We start from the raw sequence: 24287 nt of genomic DNA, 5'->3' as shown, positions 1-24287 counted from the left end.
TCACGCTGCTAGCTTGCTAGGCTGACATATAGAGTGCGCAAATGCTGCGATCATTTGAACAGGTTTCCCATCCCAGCGACGCTAATCTTTTGATTTCCGCCGACGAAGAGTGTGCCGCTCTTTCGGTTGGGGGCGATTATGCGATGCCATGGCATTGGCATGATTGCTTGATGTTTATCTTGCCAAGCCGCGGAACCGTCGAACTCAAGCACGAGGACCGGCGTGATGGCGCCTGGCTATCGCAGGACCGGTTTGCCGTCATACCCTCCAGCCGCGCGCATGAGACACGAGCTGGTATAGGCGGACAAAGCCATGTCGCCGTCTACGTGACGAATGACAGCCTGCGCAAATTCGACAGCAAAATCGGCTCGCTCGGCGAGTTTTACAGGCGGACGCGCAGCACGGCGCTAGTCGCGCGGTCACCGACATTGCGCGCGATACAGGAGCTGGCGATACGCAAGGATACAGGCCCCTACGCAAGCTCTATGATACGTCATTCCTTCTCCTCTGCATTGATTCTGCAGTGTATTGCCGACGTCATGACCGGGGATATCCTGCCCAATGCCTCCCATCAGGATCACGGCATGGCGGTTGTCGAGGATCTGAAAACATATCTGCTAGAACATGCCGACGAAAACATTCCGCTCGACATGCTGAGCGAGCATTTCAGGATCTCCAGGCGCCACATCACACGCCTGTTTCGCGAAAGAACCGGGTTTTCGATTGGTGAGTTTCAGCTGCAGACGCGACTGAAAAGGGCTCGGCAGCTTCTCGTCGAGACAAACTTGCCGGTCGGAGAAATCGCCTTCCGAGTCGGGTTTGAAAGCGGCGCCGCGCTGGCCCGGGCAATGCGACGCGAGAACGGACTTTCGCCATCGAATATCAGGACTGGCTTGGCCCATTAGATCAATTTTTAAGGCCCGTTGAGCCGCGCTTATAAGCGATCGGCATGTTTTATCCTGACAGCTCACGTTGCATGCGAGGGCAGGATAGGCAATGCAGACCAGTGATAAGGTTCAAGTCGTCAGTGTATTTGCCACGGGGCCGCAGGGCGGTAACCCGGCGCCGATCGTTGTTGACGCAACAGGCATGACGGACGTGGAGATGCAGTCCGTCGCAAGAGCCTATGGTCACGAAAGCGGCTTTGTTCTTCCGGCTTCCGCAGACACGGAATGTGACTTCGATTTCCGTTTTTGGGTGCCCAATCACGAGATGTCGATGTGTGGGCATGCCACTATCGGATGCGTATGGCTCCTTGATAGTCTCGGCAGGCTGCCGCGCCCGGAAGTCTCGATATCGACGAAGAGCGGAAAGGTCGAAGCACGCGTTCTCGGCCATTCCGAGCAGGGCGCCGAGGTGGAAATTTCGCAGCCGGCGGGGATCGTCGAACCCCTCCCCGACGAGCGGACGCAAATCGCGGATATCGTCAGCGTGCTCGGCATTCAAGCATCTGAGCTTGCGGACTACCCTATCCAGAATGCTCGAACCAGCCGGGTAAAAACCCTCATTCCATTGAAAAGCGAGGCCGTGCTTTCGAGCCTGCGTCCGGACTTTTCTAGAATGGAGGATGTGTGCACGCGCATTGGCTCGACCGGGCTCTATCCCTACGCGGTTCTCGACCATGCGAGACAGATATTCGACGCAAGACAATTCCCGCAATCATCGGGCTATCCTGAAGATGCGGCGACCGGCATTGCCGCATCCGCCCTTTCGTTCGGGTTGCTGGAAAACGGGATTGTGGAACGATCTGACAGGCAGATCACGATCCGCCAGGGACGCGCCATGAAACGCCCATCCGCCATCTCCGTTCGCTTTCACATGGATGATAGCGGCCCGAAAGGATGCTGGATCGGCGGTGCCGTTCGGATTGGCGCCTGAATGCGCGGCCTCATGGAGAACAATCTTCGCGCTCGCCTTGGCGAACTGGGTTTGCAGCTTCCCGAAGCGCCGAGGCCACGGGGCAAGTATGTCGGCGTGACGGTCCATAACGGGATAGCCTATGTGAGCGGTCAGGTCAGCCGCCTCGGGGACGACGTGATTTGTGGACCCGTCGATGAGAACACCTCTTCTCACACCATAAAGCTTGCAGCCGAGACCTGCGTACTGCGGGCTCTGAGTGCCTTGACCGCAGTCGAGAATGCCTATGGTTTCGACCGCATATTGTTCATGCGGGGCTATATAAACGCAGTTCCCGGCTTCACCGCCCATTCCGCCGTGCTGGATGCTGCGTCCGAGCTTCTCCACGCCATTTTCGGAGAGCAGGGAGTTCACTCGCGATCGGCGGTGGGCGTTTCCAGCCTGCCGAATTGCGGGCTTCTGGAAATTGAATTGGTTGTCTCGCTGATAGCCAATCCTCCGCGGGATGCAGGAACCGCCTTACCGAAAGTAACCCAATGCCTTTGACGGGGGATTTCTCATGACGTTCGATTGGAGCGCAGTGGTATCCGCCCTGCCAGATTTGCTCGACGGGCTAAAGCTCACGATCCTGATCGCCATCGGCGGCCTGGCGGGCGGCATGGTGCTGGGCACGCTTACCGGTGCCGTATTGACCTATGGCGGTTGGCTGGCTGTCGTGCCGGCACAGATCTATGTCGCGTTGATCCGCGGCACGCCCATCGTTGTCCAGGTCATGTTCATCTATTTTGCATTGCCGATCATGATGGGAATCCGCATCAGCGCGACAAGCGCCGCCATCATAACGCTGATCGTCAACTCGGGTGCCTACAATGCGGAGATCGTTCGCGGGGCACTGGACGGCGTCCCCGTGGGGTTGAAGGAGGCCGGCCTTTCCATGGGGCTGCGCTTCCGCACTGTTCTGGCCCATGTCATTGCACCCCTCGCGTTCCGCCGCGCGCTGCCGGCAATGGGAAACCAATTCGTCAGCGTCGTCAAAGACACCTCGATTTTCCTCGTTATCGGCGTCGGAGAACTCACCCGCCGCGGACAGGAAATCATGTCGGAAAATTTCCATGCCGTGGAAATCTGGACCGCCGTAGCCGCGATCTATCTGATTGTCATCAGCATTCTTGCATTCAGCCTGCGTCTGGTCGAACGAGGAGCGCGCCTGCCATGAGCATGATCGAGTTTAAGGACACCACCAAGAAATTCGGCACCCACCTCGTTCTGGATCCGATCAATCTTGCCATCGATCGCGGCGAAGTGGCAGTCGTGATCGGCCCGTCCGGCTCCGGTAAATCGACGATGCTCCGATGCATCAATGTTCTGGAAAAAATCAGTGGCGGAGACCTCAAGGTCGATGGCATCAGCGTGCTGGGCTCTCAAAGCGACATACGGCGGATCAGGCTCGAAGCCGGAATGGTCTTCCAGCAATTCAACCTGTTTCCGCACCTGACGGCGATAGAGAACGTGATGTTCGGACCAATTCGTGCAAGAGGCCGCACAAAGGCAGAAGCAAGGGACATAGCGGCATCGCTGCTGGAAAAAGTCGGCCTTGCCGAACGGATGAAGCATTATCCTTCGCAGTTGTCCGGAGGACAACAGCAACGCGTCGCAATTGCACGGTCCCTGGCCGTTGGCCCGAAATTGATGCTGTTCGACGAACCCACATCGGCGCTAGACCCCGAATTACGCGAGGAAGTTCTCAAGGTCATGCAAACCCTCGCCGTCGAAGGAATGACGATGGTCGTCGTGACCCATGAAATCGGCTTTGCGAGGCGCGTCGGATCAAGATTGTTGTTCATGGATCGCGGTCAACTGGCCCACGACGGAAGCCCGAACGAACTGCTGACGGAGCCGCCCAGCGAGCGGTTTCGAGATTTCCTGCGGCATGTGCATTAATTCAGCCATCGGCGTTCTTCAAGAATCGCTTAGCCATTTCTCTGGATTGAGAATGTCCAAGACCCTGCTCTCCACCGGTAGAAATCCGCACCGGGTCTCGCACGCTATCGCGTGGAGGTTTACCCAGAGCAAAGCTGTTCCTGGGAAGCCAGGAAATCAACGAATGTGCGAACCTTGGCGGAAAGGAATTTCCTGCTTGGATAGACGGCGTACAGGTTCACATAAAACGTCGTGACATCGGGAAGCACCTCTTCCAGCCGGCCATCGGCGATATCGGTTTGCGTCATCCAGGTCGGCAGGAAAACCAGCCCCATACCCTCCAGCGCAGCCTGATGAAGCATTATCTCGTTTTCGCTCTGCATCACGATGCGGAACTTGAGCGCGCCGGCATCTTTTGAGCTGTTCACGACCACGCTGCCTATCTCACCCATTCCACTATAGAGCAGGAGGGAGTGGCCATCGAGGTCGGCTTGCCGCTTCGGACGAGTTGCGCGCGATAGATAGGCGGGCGATCCGACCAGATGAAAGGCAACCTTCGCCAAGGGCCGCGAAATCAGGCTGGGATCAAGACGGTCGGGCAGCGTTGCACGCAGCGCAAGATCGAAACCCTCATCGACCAAATTGACAATTCGACCACTGATATCGATGTCCAGCCGAACATCCGGGTAGCGGCGATGGTAGTCGGCGAAGGCGCGGGCAATCAAAGTATTCGCGATCCAAACGGGTGCGCTCAACCGAAGAGTACCGCGCGGCAGGACCGTGACATTGCTGACGGCCGCCTCCACCTCGTCCAGCCCGTCGAGCATCTGCTTTGCGTAGTTGAAATAGAGCGTACCGCTTTCTGTCAGGCTTACGCGACGGCTGGTCCGATTGAGCAGCCGGGTGCCCAGCCGGCTTTCCAAATGCATCAGATGCTTACTCGCCATCGCAGGTGAAAGCTTCAGGCGCGTCGCAGCGGTGGAGAAGCTTTTAAATTCGGCGACGACGACGAAAACGCGGAGGCTCATCAAGGTATCCATAGATCATCTACCTATAGGAAACGGTTCTTCAACAAAAGCCATCTTGATCAACAGAGATGAAAAGCTCACTTCTGACGGCAGAACGCTGACGCCCCACTCGCTTACCCGGCTTCATCGAACCAATTTGCCGCCGGGCTTGTGATGACCGGCCACTATCCATTCTTTTTGATGGGCCATATTCATGCAGGGCATTGCGACAATATTCGATAATCCTATCGTGATGATGGTGGTTGTCGGGCTGGCGGTGGGGCTGGCCGGCGGTATCCTGGGCTGCTTTTTTACTCCCATCGGCCGGTTGACACCTGCGTCTGTATTTTTAGCCAGCTACTATTCCGCCTATGGCACGATCCCGGATTTTCCGCCGATCGCTTCTACGGGAAAAGTTTTCTATTCAGTGATCGGCCTGGCTGCTTTCGGCCTCCTCTTCGACTATGGCCTGAAGAAGCGCCCTGTGGCCGCCGCCAGTGCCGCGATCGCGCCGGCCTTGCTGATTGCATGGATCGGCTACAACCGATTGACGACTGCGTTCAGCGCCGAACTGGCGGTGATCGCCCTCCTCTTCATCATCGTCGGTGCCTTTGCTTTTCTCTGGGTGCGCGCGATCGATTCCGCCCCGGCTGACGCAAGCCGTGGGCCGGTGGCCAGCATCTCGATATTGCTGTCGCTTGCTGTGGGATATGCGCCGATTGCGCTCGTCGGCGGCTCGTCAACGGGCCTGGGCCTGTTCGCCGGATTTGCCGCAGGCCTTGGAGGCCTCGGTCTTGTTCAATTCATCTTTCCGTCAGCGTCTCTCGGCTGGACCGGCATCCTGTCAGGTCTTGGAGCGGTGCTGGCGTTTAACGACAGTGTCACACTGATCAATGGCAAGATGGATTTCGCGCTTCTGATCCTGCTTTGCCTGTCTCTAATCCTTGGCCAGCTGGTTGGGCTCACGCTTCCACGCAATCAGGCGGGAGTCCCACGCCTGAGCCAGATCGTCGTCGGAATATCGACGCTCATTCCGAGCATCGCCGTCGTGTGCCTTGCCTATCTTCGTCACGCCGACGCTTTCCATCCGTAGTCCAACCCCACCCCCATAAGGATTAGTTGAATGAACAAGAAATTCGCACTGGCGCTTTTTGCCTTTTCGTCGATCGCCGCTCCTGCCTTCGCGGCGGATTACGCGATCGATCCCACCCATACGCACGTCGCCTTCAAGATCGACCACGTCGGCTTCTCGCACGTACTCGGCTACTTCGCCACCGTGGCCGGCACGCTGAGCTTTGATCCGGCGAATGCTGGCGCCTCCAAGCTCAACGTAACAATCCAGGCCGACAGCCTGAACACCAACTTCGCGCAGCGCGATACGGACCTCAAGGGTGCCGACTGGCTGGACACTGCAGAGTTTTCAACTATCACCTATGTCGGCAAGACGTTCACGAAAACCGATGACACGCACGGCACGATCGCAGGCGACCTGACCATTCGCGGCGTCGCCAAGCCAGTCACCCTGAACGTCACGCTCAACAAGATCGGCGTTCATCCCATGACCAAGGATGACGCCGTCGGTTTCGATGCTACGGCGACATTCAAACGCTCGGACTTCGGCATAAAGACCTATCTCCCCTATATCGGCGATGACATCACCGTCGACATCTCCACGGAAGCTCACGCAGCAAAGTAACAATGCTCCAGTGTCGGAGCGCTTCTTGTGAGGCGTTCCGACGCTGAATCTGGTGCCACTGACGATGTCACCGAAGGCGCTCGCGCAGCCTGGCATGCACCTGGACATTGGCCAAACCGCGCAGGCGATCACAGGCTAAACGCTTCCAGCGTCGAGGGATGAAACAGTTCCTCCGCCGTCAGCAGCCTCGAAGACAGGCCCTGGCGGAAATGGGTGGAGAGGAATGCATCCAATGTCTTGCGATTGTTCGGCACGCCGTAGGACCAGTAGTCCGGGCCCATGAGGTTTTTAACCGTTTCGAGGTGATCCTCGACGAAGGGCATGGTGACCTTGGTCGCCGACGTGTCCTCCAGCTCGGCCAAGGCGAACTTGCGCGCCGCTTCAAAGGCCTTGAAAAGAGCGCCCGGGACAAACGGATATCGATCGGCGATCTCCCGGCGAACTCCCAGAATGTGCATGATCGGAAAAATCCCCGTTCGCCTGAAATAGGAGCTGGCGGTGTCGATCGTATCCGCAAACAGGCGACGTATTTTCGGATGTCTTTCCTGATAGCATCGCGGCGCGCGCGGACCGATGAAACCGTCTATATCTCCCGAAAGAAGAAGATCGTTCAGAGACCTGCCCTCCGGCGCCGCTTCAATATGGATATCGCCGGGCAGCTCAACCTTGATTTTCTCCGGCCTGCCTGGTGTGTCCATCCCGCCGCGAACCCATCTTATTTCAGAGGGCTTCACGCCGTAATCGTCCTCAAGCAGGGCCCTGACCCAAACATTGGCGGTCAGCTGATATTCGGCAAGACCGATGCGTTTTCCCCTGAGATCTGCGGGCGCATCGATATTTCTGTCGGTGCGAACATAGATCGAAGTATGCCGGAATGCGCGTGAGAGAAAGACCGGAACGGCGAGATAACGATCGTCGCCACGCGCAAGCGCAACACAATAGGATGAAAGCGACAGTTCGCTGATATCAAACGCCTCATGGCGAAAGGACCGGAAGAACATCTCCTCCGGCGACAACACGTTGAAGACCGGGTCGATGCCGTCAATCAACACACGCCGGTCCAGCAGAGCGCGAGTACGGTCGTAATTGCCCATGGCAAGCGACAGAGAAAGTCTGCTCATCGGAAGCTCCTATATGATGGCCGCGATGCCTGTGCGATTGCTCAATCGGCCAATGCGGGCGTTCCGAGTGGATCAGTCTTCGAGCCCGGCAACCGAAGGATCATGCAGGCGAGACCACTTATGCAGGCGCCGCCGGCAATGATCGCAAAGATGGCAGGCGGGCTGAAGGTGGCCGTCACGAAAAAGCCGATCAAGAGTGGTCCGCAGAAGGAGCCAAGCCTCCCGGCTGCTGTGGCCCAGCCCACGCCGGTGGAACGAATGGTGCTTGGGTAATAGACTGCGCCAAGGCCGATCAGACCGGAACTGCCGCATCCCATCAGGAGGCCAAACAATGCCTCTGCGATGAAAACCCCGGAAAACATTGGCGCAATCAGGCCCACTGCCGCATAGGCAACCGCTCCGCCGATGATGCTGACGGCGAGCACGATCTTGGGGCGAAAGCGCGTCATGAGATAGCCAGCACCTGCCGAGCCGAAGATCGAGCCGAAATTGTAGACGGCCATAGCCAGCGAGGACTGTTGAACCGGAATGTCCTGCGACTTCAGAAGCAGGGGTGTCCAAGCGGAATTCGTCACGAGGATCATGAACACGAAAAAGAAGGCGATCCAGAACAGGATCGTGCCGGGCCCCCGGCCCTCACTGAAAAGCTCGGAAACGCTGGTGGAGCGATCCGCAGCTTTCGAATAGAGAAACTCCCGCACAGCGCCGAAGTTATGGCGTGGAAAGATCCACGTCATGACCGACGCAATGCGTTGTTCGCCGCGGCGATTGTTGATGAGCCATGCCACAGATTCAGGCATCAGGACCGCCAGAGCGACGGCCAGCGCGATCGGCAAAAGGCCGCCCACCCAGAAGATCGAATGCCAGCCGTAAGTCGGGATCAGATGTGCACCGAGAAGGCCGCTCACCACGCCGCCAAGCGGAAAGCCTGCCCAGACCAGGCTGACGATCGCTGCACGCCGAGGGCTTGGCACATATTCACTCGCCAGAGCGATGAAGCTTGGCATTGCGCCTCCAAGGCCGATACCGGTCAGAAAGCGATAGGCCAGCAGCTGGGAAAAGAACTGCGAGGACGCGGTGGCCAGTGTGAAGAGGCCAAACATAAGCGTCGAGCCGATCAGGACACGCTTGCGGCCAACGCGGTCTGCGAGCGGCCCCAGAAACAGCGCGCCAAGCGCCAGACCCGCCAAAGCCGAGCTGAATACGGCGCCGAAGCTGGTTGGGGCAATGTTCAGCTCCGCCCCTATTCCAGCAGCGGCGAGCCCTATCGATTGAACGTCCATCCCGTCCAGCAGGGCGACACCGGCGCATAGCGCGATTATTGCCCATTGCCGAGCCCCGATCGGCTCGGCATCTATCAATGCTGCGACATCAATTGCGCCTGCTTCGTTCATGATTTCCTCCCACGGATCAAAATTTTCGTAAGCGCGCTCAGCTTTTTTCGTGCGAGCTTCCATCCAGATTTTCGATGATGGTCTCAAGCACGCGGCGAGCCGTTTCCGCATCGCGCGGATTGATCCGGGCGAGCGCCAGGTTGTTGTTCAATATGCCGTAGGGCACGAGCGTCTTTTCGAGGTCGCGGCCCTTCTCGGTCAGCTCCAGATGAATCTTGCGCCGGTCTTCGCCACGAATGCGCTGGATGCATTCCTTGCGCTCCAGAGCGGTCAAAGTGGGCGTCAGTGACGCCTTGTGTACGCGCATGCGCTGGGCGAGTTCGACCTGGGTCATGCCCTCCCTTTGCCAGAGAACGCGCAGGATAGCCCATTCGGCAACGTTCAGATCATAAGGCGCCAGCTCCTCTGCCAAGCACCTGACGAAAGCGCGATGGGCGTGGCGAACAAGGTAGCTAAGGCTTCGTTCCGTCAGTTGTCCGGGAACGATGTCTTCGAGATCGTCCCTGATTTCCGCGCCGATCACCTTTTTCATTTTTTCCTCTCTCCCGGATTGCCCAATGAGCAACGTCCCGCTAAATATCGTAAGGTACCATACGGTATCAATAGATACTATTTTAGGTCAAGTGAGATGAGAACTGATTTTGAAAGCACCGTTGCGAATCTGGTCGATGCAAATCGCATCCTTTTCAATGAGGAGGTTGTCGACGGATTCGGCCATGTGAGCGTACGGCACCCCGACCGGGCAGATCGCTTCCTGATCTCTCGCAGCCTTGCCCCGGCCCTTGTGACGGCCAATGACATAGTCGACCTCGATCTGGACGGAGAGTCAGCGAACTCCGAAGGACCGAAACTCTACCTCGAGCGCTTCATCCATGCCGCAATTTACAAGCGACGCCCGGATGTTCATGCGGTGGTTCACAGTCACAGCGCGACCTTGGTGCAGTTCGGAATTGTCAGGGGGCTTCGGTTGCAGCCCGTTTGCCACATGTGCGGCTTTCTTGGCGCGGGCGCGCCCGTGTTCGAGATCAGGGAAGCGTTTGGAGATGGCACCGATTTGCTGATCCGTGATGCCGAACGAGGGAGCGAACTTGCTAACTCCCTGGGCGACCACGCAGCCATACTCATGAGGGGCCACGGTTCCACCGTCGTCGGCGGAAGCTTGCAGGAAGCAGTGTTTCGATCTGTCTACCTTGAAAAGAACGCGAAAATTCAATCGGAAGCAATGAAGATGGGAGACATCGTGCCCCTGACGCTGGCCGAAGCCGAGGCAGCCGATGCCGCCAACTTCGCGCAGATCGGCAGAGCTTGGGATCTCTGGAAACGAGCCGCCGACAATCGATGAAGGTCCAGGCGACTCTTGAAGTCTCCGCCTGGAACTCTCCAAACCCGCAATCACCACCTCGCCGGTCTTGCCCAGTGGAAAGGTGCGATCGACGAGAGCAGGCGTGCCTCAGCGCAGAACGGCCTCCGCACGCGCAAGTGCCGTCGAAAACCCGTTGAGCGAAATGCCGAACGAGACTGGATTGCCTTTGTCGGCGACGATCGCGTGGACATGCAATATCTTGCCGGTCTTGAGCAGAGCGAGCCGCAAGGCGTCGATCTCGAGTTCGACGACGAAGCCCATCGGCAGGGCCGTGCGGAACGGCACGGCGGGTGCCGGGCTGTGCTCATCGATCTGCAGGACGATGCCCTTCTGGAACAGGAGACCGAATGGCAGGACGAGCGTACCCTTGATCCGCCCGGCTTCTGGCCGCAACTCGATGAGGAGCAACCGCTGGCGCGTGTCGTTGTGGATCTGTTCCTGGGCGATGACGCAGGTTTTCTGGGCCCCGGTTTCGCCCGGCTGAACGGAGCCGATGAGCAGCCAGTCGCCGTGGATTTCACGCACGGCATCGGCTCCGCCGGGCAGGCGGACTGTTGGGGTGGCGACAATCGGATTGGGAGCGATCTGGTCGGTCATGGGAAACGTCTGTCCTTTTTGATGGAATGCGAGCATGCCTGGTGGTGGCGAGCGCGTGCCAGCGCACTGGAGAAACCACTGAGCGGAATGGAGAAATTGACTTCCTCACCTGTGTCGGCTGTCGCCATCACATGCAGGCGGTGGCTGGACATCAACAGCACGGTCATAGCCTCGTCAAAGTCCAGATCGACGAGAACACCGTTGGGCAATGCCGTCTGGATTTGCCGGGCAGGCCCCGGTTCACTCTCCTCGAATTGCAGCACGACGCCGGGCTCGCGCATCAAGCCCGACGGCAGCAGGAGCGAGCCTGTCACACGCCCTTTTCTGGGGCGCAGCTCAATCACCAGCAGGCGCTTACGTGTTTCCTCGTCAAGCTGCACCTGTGAGATCGTACAGGACGCTTCATGGAGTAAGCTCTCCGTATCGAGCGGGGCAAAGACGGTCCATTCGCCGTGGACTTCTCGCAGGGAGCGCGGGCGAGCGGCTACGCGGGTGGTATCGGCGGCCATCTCAAATCTCTCACTTGGTCAGCTCGCCGACACGGGCAAGTGCTGCGGAAAAGCCTTTCAAGGAGACCTTGAGTGCGACCGGCTGAGGCGGCGCGAGCGCCGTCGCGCTCAGATTGAGATTGGTTCCAGTCTTGAGCTTTGCCGCCTGCCCGGCATCGAAGCTGATCGATGCAAGGCAGCCCTGCGGAATACAGGTCGAGAAGGCGGCCGGACTGCCCGCCGGGGCATCGTCGATCCGCACGGTCACGCCCTGGGCGAGCGCCAGGCCGAACGGCATCAGCAGCGCTGCCTGCAGTTTGCCATCGGCGCTATTGGCGACTTCGATCGTTAGGACGTTCTGGCCGGTGTCCTTGTTGCTCTGGACCTGCCGCATCACGCACTGCGTCGCATTGTTTTCCGCCCGGCAGGCGACAATCCAGTCCTGATAGGTTTCGACGAGCGAACCGGCGCCACCGGGGAGCGGTGCCGCCGGGGCCGAGGCAGCGGCAAGCAGAAGGCCGACAAGGGCAGCCGATCCGGCAACGGCTCGTGACTGTCGCTGAAGATTGTCGATGATTGTCACGTTGCAAATTCCTTCTTCAAATGCGGATTGCGTGGGTTTGCCGAGCGCCCCACCACTGACTTCCAGCGCATGGCAGCCACACAGGTGGCTTTGCGCGAGAGCCGAACAAGACACGGGTTCATCTTGTGGTTACGGCGTCGGCGGCTGAACGATGCAGCTCATTCCGTCCCCAAAGCAGACGACGCTTCCGGCGAAGCGCGGATCGGTCAGGAAGTCCCGAGTGCCATCATCCGCAAAGGAGAAGGTGTCTTTCTCGCCCCCCGGCACCGGCGGCAGCGGATCTGTGCCCGGTGCATAGGATCGCGGCACGATCGCACTCGCCAGATCCGTGGTCGGGCTCGATGGCGCTGCCGTTACCGTCAACAGGCCGCCGACGAAGCTGACATCATAGTTGGCAGAACCGGCAAGCGTCCCCTGACCAATGGCATAGCTGCCGGGGGCGGAGCGCCGGTCGGCCGCCGAGAAAAGTGCCCCGGTCAATCGATCGCCATTGACGAGACCAGCCCCGCCGATCGTATAGGCGAAGGTCGGATTGGCGGCACCGGTTACCCGGCTGGCATTCGAGGCGATGACGCTGATCAGGCGCGGGGTGATGGTCAAGCCGGCGGCGGTGTAGCTGATCGTATAATTGGCGTTGCCGAGCGAACCAAGTTCTATGGCATAGGTGCCGACACCAGAAGTAGCCGTTGCCGGGCTCGCAAGGCTGCCCGAGAAACTGTCGCCATTGATGAGACCGCCTGCGACATAGGTGAAGACCGGGTTGGCATCGCCATAGGTGCGGATTGCGCCGTTGGCCACGACGGTGATGGCGCGCGGCGTGACCGCAAGTGTGCCGCCAAGGAAGGTCAGGTCGTAATTGCCGGAGGCGGCAAGCGAGCCCTGGCCGATGCCGTAGCTGCCAACGCCTGAATTCGCCGTGGCCGACGTTGCCAGTGTGCCGGAGAGGCTGTCGTTGTTGACCAGCCCGGCGCCGCCGACCGTGTAGGAAAACGCCGGATTGGCATCGCCGTAGATGCGGGTGGCATTGCCGGCCGCAACCGTGATCGCCCGCCTGCTGACGGTAAGGTCGGCACCGGTGAAGGTGAGCGCATAATTGCCGGAGGCGGCAAGCGTCCCCTGCGTGATGGCATAGGCACCGACATTCGAGGTGCCAGTGGCCGAAGTCACAAGATCTCCCGACAGCGTATCGTTGTTGACGAGGCCTGCGCCGCCGATCGTGTAGCTGAGGAGCGGGTTGGCATCGCCATAGGCGCGGCTTGCCGCATTGGCGCTGACGGCGATGGCCCGTGGGACCACCGTCAGACCGGCGCCGGTATAGCTTATGGCATAGTTTGAGTTGTCGAGCGTTCCCTGGGTGATGGCATAGGTGCCGACATTCGAGGCCGTGGTCGCACTCGTCGCCAGCGAACCCGACAGGCTGTCGCCGCTCACCAGCCCCGCCCCGCCGATCACATAGGAAAGCGCCGGGTTGGCATCGCCATAGGCCCGGCTGTCGCCATTGGCGGCGACCGTGATCGCACGGCGGGCGATATCGGCGAATGTCGTGGCAGTTGCATCCGCCAGCGTGTAGTTGGCCGCATCCGTGCCATCAAGGCTGAGCCCGGAGATGCTGACTACCTTGCCGTTGCCGGCATTGGCATCGGCGAAGGCGCCGATCGCGCCGCTGCCAAGCGTCAGGTTGTCACCCAGAACCTTGCCGTTGAAGGCTGCGTTCGAGGCATCGAGTGTAGCACCGGTCGTGCCGTCATAGGTCTTGTTGCCGGCCGTAATACCACTGACCGACGAGATCACCGCTCTGGCGATGCTGGCCGTATCGGTGCCGCCGATCAGTGTATAGTTCGACGCCAGTCCACCGCCGCTGCCATTGCCGAGACCCAGCGAACCGAGCGCGACGGCCTTGCCGGATCCGGCATTCTTGTCGGTCATCGCACCGGTGCCCGACAGCGTCAGCGTCTGGCCGACCACCAGATTGGACAGCGTGAAGATCGACGCATCGAGATCCGCCGATCCGTCGTAGGTACGGCTGCCCGACAGTGAGATGATCCGCTGACCGATATCGGCCAGCGTCGTGGCCGTCGCATTGGCCAGCGTGTAGTTGCCGGCATCCGCGCCGGAGAGGCTGAGTCCGGAGATGCTGACCACCTTGCCGGTGCCGGCATTGGCATCGGCGAAGATGCCGATCGGAGCGCCGCCGAGCGTCAGCGTGTCGCCGGTGACCTTGCCGTTGAAGATTGCACCGTTAGTGTTCAGCGTCGCATTGGCGGAGCCATCATAGGTCTTATTGCCGGCGGTAATGCCGCCGATCGAAGAGATCGCCGCCCTGGCGATGTTGACGGTATCGAGGCCGCCAGCCAGCGTGTAGTTCGAGGCAAGGCCGCCATCGCCGTGGATGCTGTCGCCGAGCAGAAGCGAGGCGAGTGCCACGCCCTTGCTGGAGCCGGCATTCTTGTCCGCCATCGAGCCGGTGCCTGTAAGCGTCAAGGTCTCGTTGCCGACGAGGTTCGACAGCGTGAAGATCGAAGCATCGACATCGCTGGAACCGTCATACGTACGGCTGCCCGAAAGCGAGATCACCCGCTGGCCGATATCGGCTGTGGTCGCCGCCGTGCTCGAGGCGAGTGAATAGTTGCCGGCATCGGCGCCACCGAGGCTCAGGCCCGTTATGTTGACGGTCTTTCCGCTCCCTGCATTGGCATCCGCGAAGGCGCCCGTGCTGCCGCCAGCCGTCAGGCTGTCGCCAGAGACCATGCCGTTGAAGATGGCGCCTGATGTATTCAGCGTCGCGATGGCCGAACCGTCATAGGTCTTGCCACTCGCGGTGATGCCGGTGACCGACGAGATCACCGCCCTGGTGATATCAGCCGTATAGGTTCCACCCGACAGAGTATAGTTCGAAGCGAGGCCGCCGCCCGTACCATTGCCGAGGGTGAGCGTGCCGAGATTGACGTTCTTGGCCGTGCCGACATTCTTGTCGGCCATCCTGCCGATGCCCGACAGCGACAGCGTCTCTCCGGTCACCAGATTGGAGAGCTGGAAGATCGATGCTGCGAGATTGGAAGAACCATTATAGGTGCGGCTGCCCGACAGCGAAATCACCCGCTGGCCGATATCGGCTGTGGCTGTCGCCACGTTCGAGGCCAGCGTGTAGTTGCCGGCATCTGCCCCCAGAAGGCTGAGCCCGGAGATGTTCACCGTCTTGCCCGATCCGGCATTCTGGTCGGAGAAGGCGCCGCTGAAGCCGGCGTAAAGCGCAAGCGTATCGCCCGCCACCATGCCGTTGAAGACCACACCCGACGCGTCGAGCGCCACGGTCGTCGCGCCGTCATAGGTCTTGTTGCCGGCGGTAATGCCACCGATGGAGGAGATCACCGCCTTGGCGATGTCGACCGTGTCGGTGCCGCCGGTGAACGTATAGTTCGCGGCAAGTCCACCGCCCGTGCCATTGCCAAGCGAGAGTGAGCCGAGCGCCACGCCCTTGCCCAGGCCGGCATTCTTGTCGGCCATCGAGCCCGTGCCCGACAGCGTCAGCGTCTCGCCACTCACGAGGTTCGACAGCGTAAAGATCGAGGCGGCCAGATCTGCGGAGCCGTCATAGGTTCGGCTGCCCGAGAGATTGATCACGCGCTGGCCGATATCGGCTGTGGTCGTCACCGGGTTCGACGACAGTGTATAGTTGGCCGCATCGGAACCATCGAGGCTGAGGCCGGAGACCATCACCGTCTTGCCGGTCCCTGCATTGGCATCGGCAAAGGCGCCGGCAAAACCGCTACCGAGGCTCAGATTGTCGCCCGTGACCTTGCCGTTGAGGATCACGCCGCTGGTGTCTAGCGTTGCGCCGGTCGTGCCGTCATAGGTCTTGTTGCCGGCGGTGATTCCGCCGACGGCGATAACCGCCCTGGCGATGTCGGCGATGTCGGTGCCGCCGCTCAGCGTATAGTTCGAAGCAAGGCCGGTATCGTCGCCCAGTGCCAGCGAACCGAGCGTCACGCCCTTGCCCAAACCGGCATTCTTGTCGGCCATCGAGCCGGTGCCGGACAGCGTCAGCGTCTCGCCGTCGACGAGGTTCGACAGCGTGAAGATCGAGGCATCGAGGTCGCTGGAGCCGTTATAGGTACGGCTGCCCGAAAGCGAGATTACTCTCTGGCCGATATCGGCGAGTGCTACGGCCGTCGTCGTGTCCAGTCTGTAGTTCAGGGCATCGATGCCACCCAGTGTCAGGCCCGAGATTGTCACCGTCTTGCCGGTCCCGACATTCTGGTCGGAGAAGGCACCCAGCGCAGTGGCGACCGTCAAATTATCGTTTGCGATCACGCCGTTGAAGATGGCACCCGATGTATTCAGCGTCGCTGTGGTCGAACCGTCATAGGTCTTGCCATTGGCAGTGATGCCGTCGATCGAGGATATGATGGCGGGCGTTATGGTGGCAAAAGTGTTGTGGCTGGTGATGGCGAGCTGGTAATTGCCGGCATCCGCGCCGGTTATGTAAAGTCCATCGACGGCGACCGTCTTGGAAATGCCTGCATTCTTGTCGGAGAAGTTGGCACTCGTGTAGGCCACATGCATGTCATCGGTGTTGACCGCCGGGATAGTGGAGATATTGACCGTGGCTGTTGTCGTGCCGTCATAGACCTTGCTGCTGGCGGTGATGCCGGTGAAGAACACATAGGCCTTGGCGATATCCGCAGTCGTCGTCGCGGTGTTCGAAGCAAGCGTATAGTTGCCCGCATCCACACCGCCAAGCGAAAGCCCGGTAATACCAACTGTCTTGCCGATCCCGACATTCTTGTCCGAGAAGGCGCCGGTGGCGCTACCGACCGTCAGGACATCGTTCGCGATCATGCCGGTGAAGCCGGCGCCTGACGTGTTCAGCGTCGCGTTGACGGTGCCGTTATAGGTCTTGTTGGCGGCAGTGATGCCGGTGATCGAGGAGATGCTGGCCTTCGCGATATCCGCCGTCGTCGTCGCGGTATCCGAAGCAAGCGTGTAGTTGCCCGCATCCGTGCCGCCGAGCGAAAGCCCGGTGATGCCAACGGTCTTGCCGGTTCCCGCATTCTTATCGGAGAACGTGCCGATGGACGTCGCAACCGTCAGCGCGTCACCCGCAACCATGCCGGTGAAGCCTGCGCCGGAGGTCACAAGCGTCGCAGCGGTAGTGCCGTCATAGGTCTTGTTATCAGCGGTGATGCCGGTGATCGAGGCGATGCTGGCCTTCGCGATATCCGCCGTCGTCGTCGCAGTGTCGGAGATGAGCGTGTAGTTGCCCGCATCCGCACCGCCAAGCGAAAGCCCAGTGATGCCAACGGTCTTGCCGGTCCCGGCATTCTTGTCGGAGAAGACGCCGATGGCCGTCGCAACCGTCAGCGCGTCACCCGCGGCCATGCCGGTGAAGCCGGCACCGGAGGTCACCAGCGTCGCGTCGGCTGTGCCGTCATAGGTCTTGTCGTCGGCAGTGATGCCGGTAATCGAGGCGATGGTGGCCTTGGCGATGTCGACCGTGCCACTGCCCAGAATATAGTTCGAGGCCAGGCCGGTATCATCGCCGAGCAGCAGCGTGCCGAGCGAGAGTGCCTTGCCGGTGCCGACATTCTTGTCGGCCATGGAGCCCGCGCCAGCCAATGTCAGGGTCTCGCCGTTGGCGAGATTGCCGAGCGTCAGATTACCAGCCGTAACATCGGTGCTGCCGTCATAGGTGCGACCGCCCGTGAAGCTCAGCACGCGCTGCGATATCGTCAATGTGCCGCTATAATCGACATAGGCCGTGCGGGGACCGGTCTCCGTCACCGAGACGATGTTGGGGTCCGAATAATTATAGGTTCCGGCGTTCGTCGTAGACGCGATGGCGTTGCCCCAGGTGAGTGAAACATTGCCTGTGCAGACTCCCGTCAGCGTCGCGCCGGTGATTCTGGTATTCGAGTCACCATAGGTACGCGTGCCGTTGCCGATCGAGACATAGTCATCGTAAAGCCCTGTGCTGAGCGCGCGCAGCATCATGTAGCCATCATTCGCGCCGCTCGTCGATTTGCCCCAGACACCGGCAAAATCCCAGCCAGCATTGATAAAGCTGAAGGGATTCTGCATCTGTGCTGTGGTAAGGCCGGTCATTCCGGCCGAGGAGCCGGTATTGATGCCCGAGGCTTGTCCGGTCATGGCCATGTCCCAGAACGAAGCCGTGACGGTTCCGTCGTTCTGGCCGATCAGCCCGCCGCCGGCTCCGTTAACGGCGCCAATCGCGTAGCTGTTGCTGATCGTGGCAGCGGCGTAGTTCCCGCCTACGAGCCCACCTACAGTGTCGGTGCCACTAACAGCACCGCTGGCATAGGCATTGGTGATCGTGCCGCCGTTGTCGCCCGCCAGACCACCTGCACGACTGCCGCCGCTGACGGAGCCGGTGGCATAGGAGTTGTTGATCGTGCCCCCCCTATCCGAGTTGCTGCCCACCAGCCCGCCCATACCGATAGCGCCGCCGCTGACGGCACCGGTCGCATAGGCGTTGATGATCGCGCCAGAGTTGTAGCCAACCAGCCCACCCACAAAGGCGTTGCTGCCGCTGACGGAGCCGGTGGTATAAGAACTGCTGATCGTACCGATGTTCATGCCAACCAGCCCGCCGACGTCAAACAGGCCGGAGACCGTAGCAGTGCTGTAGGAATTGCTGATCGTGCCGTAGTTCCAGCCGGCCAGCGCGCCGACGTCGGTGCGGACACCAGCGACCGATCCGCCAACGAGCCCAAGATTGCTGATCGAGCCTGCCGAGACTGAGAACAAACCAACTTGGTCGTAGCCGGTCACGGTGAGGGCGTTGATGGTGTGGTTGTTGCCGTCGAAGCTGCCTCTGAACATCGTGTTGATGTTTCCGAGTGGCACCCAGCCGCCTGTCGACCAGATGCCGGAGGCGTTGGCGCCCGACGTCTCGCTGGCGTCGATATCGTTGGCGAGCGTATAGTTGCCCGTAAGGTTTGCACCGATCAGCGCAAGCTGATGGAGATTCCAGATGCTGGCCACACCGTTCGAATCCGCCGTCGCGGCCTCCGAGCGCAGGATAGGGCGCATGTCCCCGGCCTGATACCAGACACCTCCGAAATCCCAGCCGGAATAGCTCGACGCGCTACGCGCCTGCCCGGTGGTGAGGCCTATCGCCGAAAACGTGCCCGAAAAGGACTGGCCGTAACCACTGGATCGGCCGGTTGTAGAGACATCCCAGAAGCTGTTGGTGATGGTGCTGTAGAAATTTCGGCCCACCAGGCCCCCAACAGCGACACTCCCGTTAACCGCGCCGGAGGCGTAGGCATTGTCTATGGTGCTTCCGGAATCATTATAGCCCACCAATCCGCCGACATATGTATTGCCGCTTACGGCGCCAGTGGCATAGGCAAATTTGATTGTGCTATCATTGAAGCCGGCCAGACCACCAGCATAGGTATTCGAGCCGTAGATTGCGCCGGTGGCGTAACTATTGCTGATCGATCCATGATTGTGACCGACCAATCCACCGACATCATAGTTGCCGAAGGTGGAAGTAGTGGCGTAACTGTTGCTGACCGAACCGGAATTCCATCCTGTCAGCCCTCCGACATATTGCATGCCGTTGACCGTGCCGGTCGCATAAGCGTTACTGATCGTGCCGGTATTGTTACCGACCAATCCTCCCGTATAGGAGTAGCCGTAGACAGATTCGCCGATCAGCCCGATGTTTTGGATGGTTCCCGCCGAGTTACCGAACAGCCCGAGAAAACTAGCCGCTCGACTGATCACCAGGCCGGTAATGGTGTGGCCCGCACCGTCAAAGACGCCGGTAAAGGCGGTGCCGTAGGTGCCGACGGGCACCCAGCCGCCGGTCGACCAGATGTCGGCAGCATTGGTGCCGACCGCGGCGCCCGCGTCAATATCGACCGCGAGTTTGTAGTTACCCGCCAGATTCGCGCCCATCAGCGCAAGCTGGTGCAGGTTGGAGATGGTGACGACGCCGTTTGCGTCGGCTGCCGCCGCTTCCGAACGCAGGATCGGGCGCAGGTCTCCGGACTGGTACCAGTAGGCGTTGAAATCCCAGTCCGAATAGTTCGACGCGCTACGCGCCTGCGTCGAGTTCAGGCCGCTGATGCCGGAGGTGAAACCATTACCAACACCTGACGACTGCAGGGTCGTGCTCATATCGAAGTAAGACGCCACGACCGTGCCGCTGTTCCCACCGACAAGGCCACCTAAATTGCCCATCCCCGAGACCGCGCCGGATGCATAAACCTGGTTCATCGTACCGAAGTTCATGCCGAGCAGGCCGCCAACATTCATGCCTCCCGAGACCGAGGCAGTCGAGTAGGATAGGTTGATCGCACCTGTATTGTAACCAACGAGGCCGCCGGTATGAGTCGCCCCTGAAACGCTGCCGCTGATATAGGACTGGACGATCCCGCCGGCGTTCGAGCCCGCGAGCCCGCCGGTCATCGATCGGCCCGAAACACTGGCGTTGACCAGGCCAAGACCAGAGACCCCACCGCCCTGGCCGATAATGCCGAACAGGCCAACGGTGTTGGTGTTCGGCCTATTTATGGTCAGCCCGGTGATCGTATGGCTCGCGCCGTCGAGACTACCTGTAAAGGTGATGTTACCATCGCCGATGGGATCGAACCCCGCACCATTATTCCAGATCGCGGTACCCGAGGCGTCGATGTCACCCGCAAGCTTCCATTTGGCCGAGAGATAGTCACTGGATGAGCCAATGCCTTGAAGGCCATAGACATCCGCGACCGTATAGGGTGTGGCGCTGGTCCCATCGCCGCCGGTGACGCGCAGGAACGACGTGCCGTCGGTGATGCGGAAGTCCTGCGCGGAGAAGGCAGGCAAGACGGCGCCGTTCTGCACCCAGCTTCCCGATGCGAGGATGAAGGCGCCGATATCCACCGCAGCCATCGTCGTGATCGTGCCGCCGGACGACACGATCAGCCCGCTATTATGTGCCGAGATCGCAGCATTGATGTTGATATCGGAGGCCGCCGCAAGCGTCAGCGTCGTCGGTGCATTCCAGGCGATCGGCGCGGCTATGGTGATGGTACCGGCCTGCGGATTGTTCGCATCCGACGACGATCCGGTCGTCACTCTGACATTGGCGGTTGCCAGCGCATTGGTCAGCGTGTTGACGTTGATGATGCTGTCATTGCCGGTGGCATTGAAACCGCCATCGGTGTTGCTGCCCGTCCCTGTCGAGATCGTTACATTATAGGGATCGAGCAGCAGATTGCCGAAGGCGCCTTGGGCTGCGGTCAGATCGGTCAGGCCGGTGTAGGAGAGTTTTGCCTTGCCAGAGACTTCGACCTCGCCGCCATTTCCGGACAACGTCCCACCCTTCGCCGTGATCGTGCCGGCAAAGCGGGTGAGATCGTCCGACCACAGGACGATATTGCCGCCATTGCCCGCTGTGATCGCGTCAGCATTGATAACCGTGTTGGCATCAACCGTCAGCGTCTCGGCCCGCTGCAGCGCGCCCTTGCCCTGACGCTCGCCGCCGATATTGACCGTGCCGCCGCCCGTCTTGCCAGAGGCATTGATCTTTGCGCCGGCAAGCGTGATCTTGCGGCCGGTCACCTGCACCTTGCCGCCCGCGCCCTTGGCGTTGCCAGCATCGATCCGGCCGGAAACAGCAACCTCGCCATCGCCGCCAGACAGCACGATATCGCCGCTGCGGCCCGACACGCCCTTTGCCTCGATCGTGCCGGACATGTTGACCGCTTGCCGCGCCATGTCCTTGGCCGCCGCCGCCGTCAGCTGTACCGTGCCGCCCCTGGCGGAAATCCTGCCGCTATTGCTGACCAGTGCCTGATTGCCGCCTGCCTTGGTCGGCACCGCCACCTGCAGGAAGCCGTCGCCGGACAGATCCAGTGTTGCCTGTTCGCCCGAGCCAAGTGCGGCCTTGCCCATCGGCACGGTGATCACACCGGAGTTGGCGACCGAGCCGCCGATCAGCGCCATGTAGCCGCCGCGGTTGATGGTGATCGTGCCGGCATTCGTTACCGGCGCCGACGCGCCATTGCCGGTAAAGGTTCTTTTTCCAGACATGAAGTCGTCGTCGGAAATGCCGAGCGTCGAGGCGACGAACGCGCCCGTCTTCACCGTGCCTGAATTGGTAATGGCGATGCCGTTCGGATTGATCAGGTAGACCTGGCCATTGGCATTGATCTGCCCGGCAATGGTCGAGCTTGTCTGGCCGGTGACGCGGTTGAGGATAGCGGCATTCGCATCCGGCTGAACGAAAGTAACGCGGTTACCCTTGCCGACGTTGAAGCTCTGCCAGTTGACAACGGCGCTGCCGCTGGTCTGGGTGACCGTCAGCGCACCTGCCGATGGCGTGCCGATCGAGGCACTACCCGCCGCCACCTGTCCGCCTGTCGGCAAGGACTGCGCCAGCGCCACCGTCGAATGCACCAGGGCCGTCGAGGCGAGCAGCGCCACAAGGCGGGTCTTATGCGAAAGCGTCATGCGGGTCATTTGTTTGGTCATTGCCATTGCCCTAAAACTGAAATGCCGCCGAGACGGTGAAGCGGCTATCGTCATCGCCATCGCCGAAGCGCTCGATGCGGCCATATTCGAGATTGACGTTGGTGCTGTTGAAGCTCGCCTGTTCGGCCGCCGCCAGTCGCAGGCCGATGCCGTAGGCTGCCCCACGCGAAAAGCCGCTTTCCAGGACCGTCGGATTGAAGAGCTTGACGCCGCCATAGGCGCCGAACACGTAAGGCGAGATCACCACCGCGCCGGCCGTGCTGTTGCCATCCGGAAGGTTGGTGCCCTGCTGGGCCGGCAAATCGGGCCAGCCGAACGGCAGGGTGAAGCTGCTCGTGAACGGGAATTGCGCCTCGGCGCGCAGCACGAAACCGGAATCGCCCTGCATGGCCCCAACCGGGAAACTCGACAGGCCCGCGGACGAAACGATACCGATCTGTTCGGAATTAAGCAGCGGCTGACCGAAGGAGGTCTGTGCCCTTGCCCGCAAATCGAAGGTCAGATGCTCGGCAACCGGCTGGCGATAGCCGAGCGTCACTTCGAGCTTCTGGAAATCGTCATCCGCTCCCTGGCGCGACAGCGGCGTACCGCTGGCGCTCGCCTCGGCCGCACTACGCGCACCAAGTCCATCGATGCCGAAGGAGCCGGTCAGGCTTGCGCTGACCAGCGCATCGCCCGACACATACCAGGAAAGATCGGTGCCGGTGCGCAGGATGCGCAGCCGGTCTTTCGACAGGCTTATGCCGCCGCCATTGAGCAGCTCCAGCTCTTCGTTCTGTACGTCCAGGCCGCCATTGAGGTTGAGAGTGAATTCCCGCGAACGGATCAACGGATAGGCAAGCCGCGCCGAATAGCGGGTGAAGTCGGACATGAACTGCAACCCGAACAGGCCGGCCTCCGGCGTCGTGCGCGAGGCGGTCGCCTCCAGGTTCAGCGTCAAGCCGTCGATGCCGATCGGCAGCGTCACGCCGCCGGCCAGCGACCGGTTGCGCGGCGAGCCGGTGAAATAGCCCTCGTCGCCGCCGAAACGCGGCGCGCCGGAGGCTCTGAGATAGAAAAGCTCACCGAAGCCGAACACGGAATTGAAGTCGAGACCGACGCCGGTGTTGTAGTGGCCCAGGGCCTCGGTAGAATTGTTGTCTGCCGAAACGAAGCCGGTCACCGGCTTGTAGCGCGCCTCGATCGTCAGCACGCTGCCGCCGGGCTGCGTGCCGCGCGACAGCGTCGAGCGCAGCACCGTGCCGGGAAGATCGCCGGCCAATAGCAGCTGGCGCTCGATCTCGTCGTTGGAAATCCCCTTCTTGCCCACCAGCGGTGCCAGCATTCTCGCGACGCGCTCACGGATATTGTCGGGAAGGTGTGCTGTGTCGATGGTTTCGAGGAAGCCATTGATAACGACGATGCGTAACGCCGCTCCGTCGGTCAGGCGCTGGGCCGGCAGCACCACGCGGACCAGACCGTATCCCTTTGCCGCGTAGGCACGCTCGAGCTGACCGGCTGCCTCGAACAGGGCAGCGGCAGTCACCTGCTTGTCCGTCAGGCTGTTCGTCACACGTGTTTCGTCATCGGCAAAGCCCGGGAGCCCGCCTTCGATCCTGACGCTCTTCAGCCGTACGGTGAGCTTCTCGGCGCCCTTCGGCGCAACGGGGCCTGAGGCCTCGGGAATGACGATGCCGCTGCTCTGCTTCTGCAGTTGCGGTTCAAACGTCTGCGGTGTCACCTGCGATGCTGTCTGGGCGAAGGCAACGCATGCCGGTGCCGTCACCGCAACGC

Annotated in this window: 17 protein-coding genes; 8 read left to right on the top strand and 9 right to left on the bottom strand. The window is 60.6% G+C overall.

Going from position 1 to position 24287, the window contains the following annotated elements:
• The first annotated feature begins 170 nt into the window (after positions 1-170).
• The 5 genes from A6U86_RS23790 (at position 171) to glnQ (ending at position 3798) form a co-directional block, all read left to right on the top strand.
• Positions 171-905, top strand: coding sequence for a helix-turn-helix domain-containing protein (locus A6U86_RS23790; RefSeq protein WP_158008776.1), 735 nt, complete (start codon positions 171-173; stop codon positions 903-905).
• Positions 906-996: 91 nt separating this feature from the next.
• Entirely contained in the window at positions 997-1878 is an 882-nt protein-coding gene (locus A6U86_RS23785; protein ID WP_068395921.1) for a PhzF family phenazine biosynthesis protein, read from the top strand.
• Positions 1879-2403 (top strand): RidA family protein, encoded by a 525-nt coding sequence (locus A6U86_RS23780; RefSeq protein ID WP_198929085.1) that lies wholly within the window; start codon positions 1879-1881, stop codon positions 2401-2403.
• 13 nt (positions 2404-2416) lie between these two features.
• Positions 2417-3073: an ABC transporter permease subunit gene (locus tag A6U86_RS23775; protein ID WP_068395918.1), complete on the top strand. Its 657-nt coding sequence runs from the start codon at positions 2417-2419 to the stop codon at positions 3071-3073.
• Entirely contained in the window at positions 3070-3798 is a 729-nt protein-coding gene (glnQ, locus tag A6U86_RS23770; protein ID WP_068395914.1) for a glutamine ABC transporter ATP-binding protein GlnQ, read from the top strand. Before A6U86_RS23775 ends, glnQ begins: the two co-directional genes overlap by 4 nt.
• Positions 3799-3917: 119 nt before the next feature.
• Here glnQ and A6U86_RS23765 read toward each other — a convergent pair whose 3' ends face one another.
• Positions 3918-4817, bottom strand: coding sequence for a LysR family transcriptional regulator (locus A6U86_RS23765; RefSeq protein WP_068395911.1), 900 nt, complete (start codon positions 4815-4817; stop codon positions 3918-3920).
• A 181-nt stretch (positions 4818-4998) separates the two neighbouring features.
• On the opposite strand from A6U86_RS23765, the gene A6U86_RS23760 reads away from it, so the two are divergent.
• Positions 4999-5877 carry a hypothetical protein gene (locus A6U86_RS23760; RefSeq protein ID WP_068395908.1) on the top strand — a complete coding sequence of 293 codons (879 nt, stop codon included), beginning with the start codon at positions 4999-5001 and terminating at the stop codon, positions 5875-5877.
• A 30-nt stretch (positions 5878-5907) separates the two neighbouring features.
• On the top strand, positions 5908-6480 hold the full coding sequence (locus tag A6U86_RS23755) for a YceI family protein (RefSeq protein WP_068395906.1): 573 nt from the start codon (positions 5908-5910) through the stop codon (positions 6478-6480).
• Between the two features lie 128 nt (positions 6481-6608).
• On the opposite strand, the gene A6U86_RS23750 is transcribed toward A6U86_RS23755, so the two are convergent.
• From A6U86_RS23750 to A6U86_RS23740, 3 genes are read right to left on the bottom strand one after another with little or no spacing between them, the layout of a single operon-like run.
• Complete coding sequence (locus tag A6U86_RS23750) at positions 6609-7601, bottom strand: ABC transporter substrate-binding protein (RefSeq protein ID WP_083196954.1); 993 nt, start codon at positions 7599-7601, stop codon at positions 6609-6611.
• 41 nt (positions 7602-7642) lie between these two features.
• Complete coding sequence (locus A6U86_RS23745; RefSeq protein ID WP_158008775.1) at positions 7643-8995, bottom strand: MFS transporter; 1353 nt, start codon at positions 8993-8995, stop codon at positions 7643-7645.
• Between the two features lie 37 nt (positions 8996-9032).
• Complete coding sequence (locus tag A6U86_RS23740) at positions 9033-9527, bottom strand: MarR family winged helix-turn-helix transcriptional regulator (RefSeq protein WP_083196964.1); 495 nt, start codon at positions 9525-9527, stop codon at positions 9033-9035.
• A 96-nt stretch (positions 9528-9623) separates the two neighbouring features.
• Between A6U86_RS23740 and A6U86_RS23735 the strand changes: the two genes are divergently transcribed.
• Positions 9624-10337, top strand: coding sequence for a class II aldolase/adducin family protein (locus tag A6U86_RS23735; protein WP_068395900.1), 714 nt, complete (start codon positions 9624-9626; stop codon positions 10335-10337).
• Positions 10338-10445: 108 nt separating this feature from the next.
• Here the strand turns inward: A6U86_RS23735 and A6U86_RS23730 are convergent, their stop codons facing one another.
• The 5 genes from A6U86_RS23730 to A6U86_RS23710 all read right to left on the bottom strand — a co-directional run bounded on the left by A6U86_RS23730 (position 10446) and on the right by A6U86_RS23710 (position 24279).
• Positions 10446-10955, bottom strand: coding sequence for an invasion associated locus B family protein (locus tag A6U86_RS23730; protein WP_068395897.1), 510 nt, complete (start codon positions 10953-10955; stop codon positions 10446-10448).
• Positions 10952-11464, bottom strand: coding sequence for an invasion associated locus B family protein (locus tag A6U86_RS23725; RefSeq protein ID WP_068395894.1), 513 nt, complete (start codon positions 11462-11464; stop codon positions 10952-10954). Before A6U86_RS23725 ends, A6U86_RS23730 begins: the two co-directional genes overlap by 4 nt.
• A 10-nt stretch (positions 11465-11474) precedes the next feature.
• Positions 11475-11957, bottom strand: a complete 483-nt coding sequence (locus A6U86_RS23720) for an invasion associated locus B family protein (protein ID WP_068396120.1) — start codon at positions 11955-11957, stop codon at positions 11475-11477.
• 198 nt (positions 11958-12155) lie between these two features.
• On the bottom strand, positions 12156-22514 hold the full coding sequence (locus tag A6U86_RS23715; RefSeq protein ID WP_083196962.1) for a YDG domain-containing protein: 10359 nt from the start codon (positions 22512-22514) through the stop codon (positions 12156-12158).
• 10 nt (positions 22515-22524) lie between these two features.
• Positions 22525-24279: a ShlB/FhaC/HecB family hemolysin secretion/activation protein gene (locus A6U86_RS23710; RefSeq protein WP_068395888.1), complete on the bottom strand. Its 1755-nt coding sequence runs from the start codon at positions 24277-24279 to the stop codon at positions 22525-22527.
• Positions 24280-24287 lie beyond the last annotated feature (8 nt).

The organism is Rhizobium sp. AC27/96 (assembly GCF_001692325.1).
In the GTDB taxonomy this organism is placed as follows: domain Bacteria; phylum Pseudomonadota; class Alphaproteobacteria; order Rhizobiales; family Rhizobiaceae; genus Rhizobium.
The sequence above is the reverse complement of the archived record's forward strand: the minus strand, read 5'-3'. Positions and strand labels throughout refer to the sequence as shown.